Raw genomic sequence first — 1,454 nt, 5'->3', positions numbered from 1 at the left:
GGGCGGATTCAACCGGTCGTCGCAACACCTTTCACCAAGGAGGTGTTTATGGGACGACCAGCGGGATGGATGCAGAAGCTGACAGGCCGAGGAGTGATGCGGTCGCCAGGTGCACCATCGCATCGGCGTGAGACCGAGCGGCGATTTTGGGAGCAAATCGCGACAGGGGTTACCAGTGAGAAGGCTGCAGAGGCGGTTGGCGTGTCGCAGGCAGTAGGCACGCGATGGTTCCGGCATAGTGGCGGCATGCCACTATTTATGTCGATCCCCATATCCGGTAGGTACTTGTCGTTCCAGGAGCGAGAAGAGATTGGGTTACTTTCGCTGCAAGGCATTGGAATACGCGAGATCGCGCGCCGGATCGGACGTAGCCCGTCAACGGTCTCGCGGGAACTGAAGCGTAACGCCGCGACTCGTGGCGGCAAGCTCGAGTATCGGGCGTCGGTTGCACAGTGGAAGGCGGAACTGGTTGCCAAAAGACCCAAGCCGTCGAAACTGGTAGCCAACCCGCAGCTGCGCCGCTATGTGCAAGAGCGTTTGGAGGGCAAGGTACGTGCTTCGGATGGGGGCGAGATCTCTGGGCCTCTGCCATCGCAGTTCAAAGGGAGAAACAAACCGCATCGAGGTGACCGTAAATGGGTCCATGGCTGGTCGCCCGAACAGATTTCCAACCGGCTGCAGATTGACTTCCCGGATGAGGAATCCATGCGCATCTCTCACGAAGCCATTTACCAAGCTCTCTATATCCAAGGCCGAGGCGCTCTCAAGCGCGAACTGGTCAGTTGCCTGCGCACCGGGCGGGCATTGCGCGTACCGAGAGGCCGGGCACAAGCCAAGACCTGGGCGCACGTTAGCGAGGATGTGATGATCTCCAGCCGTCCTGCAGAAGCGGAGGATCGTGCTGTGCCGGGGCATTGGGAAGGTGACCTGATCATCGGCCTGAACCGCTCCGCAATCGGGACGCTGGTCGAACGATCAAGCCGATTCACTATGCTTGTTCACCTGCCTCGAGAGGAGGGTTACGGACTAATCCCCAGGACGAAGAATGGCCCTGCGCTGGCCGGCTACGGAGCTGTCACGATGGCAAATGCACTGAAGAGGACTGTAGTGGACTTGCCTCGCCAGTTGTGGCGATCATTGACTTGGGATCGTGGCAAGGAACTCTCCGATCATGCTCGCTTTACCGTTGAATCCGGAGTGCAGGTATTCTTCGCCGACCCGCACAGTCCATGGCAGCGTGGCACGAACGAGAACACGAACGGGCTCCTGCGACAGTACTTCCCGAAAGGCACCGACCTATCACGGTGGAGCGCTCGAGATATCCAAGCCGTTGCCAATGCACTGAATACTAGGCCGCGCAAGACGCTTGGTTGGAAGACACCCGCAGAAGCCCTGGAAGAGTATCTAAAATCTGCTCAACAATCTGGTGTTGCGACGACCGGTTGAATCCGCCC

The 1,454-nt window shown here is 58.9% G+C and carries 1 protein-coding gene; it reads left to right on the top strand.

The window, feature by feature from the left end; all coding sequences use genetic code 11:
• Nucleotides 1–69 precede the first annotated feature (69 nt).
• Nucleotides 70–1,446: an IS30 family transposase gene (locus FFS21_RS31865; RefSeq protein ID WP_137928649.1), complete on the top strand. Its 1,377-nt coding sequence runs from the start codon at nt 70–72 to the stop codon at nt 1,444–1,446.
• Nucleotides 1,447–1,454 lie beyond the last annotated feature (8 nt).

It is taken from the genome of Cupriavidus sp. 2SB, assembly GCF_005503625.1.
In the GTDB taxonomy this organism is placed as follows: Bacteria; Pseudomonadota; Gammaproteobacteria; order Burkholderiales; family Burkholderiaceae; genus Cupriavidus.
The sequence above is the reverse complement of the archived record's forward strand: the minus strand, read 5'-3'. Positions and strand labels throughout refer to the sequence as shown.

What these genes read in the sequence shown, in the direction of transcription:
- FFS21_RS31865 (WP_137928649.1), top strand. Translation starts at nt 70, where the DNA reads ATGCAGAAGCTGACAGGCCGAGGAGTGATGCGGTCGCCAGGTGCACCA.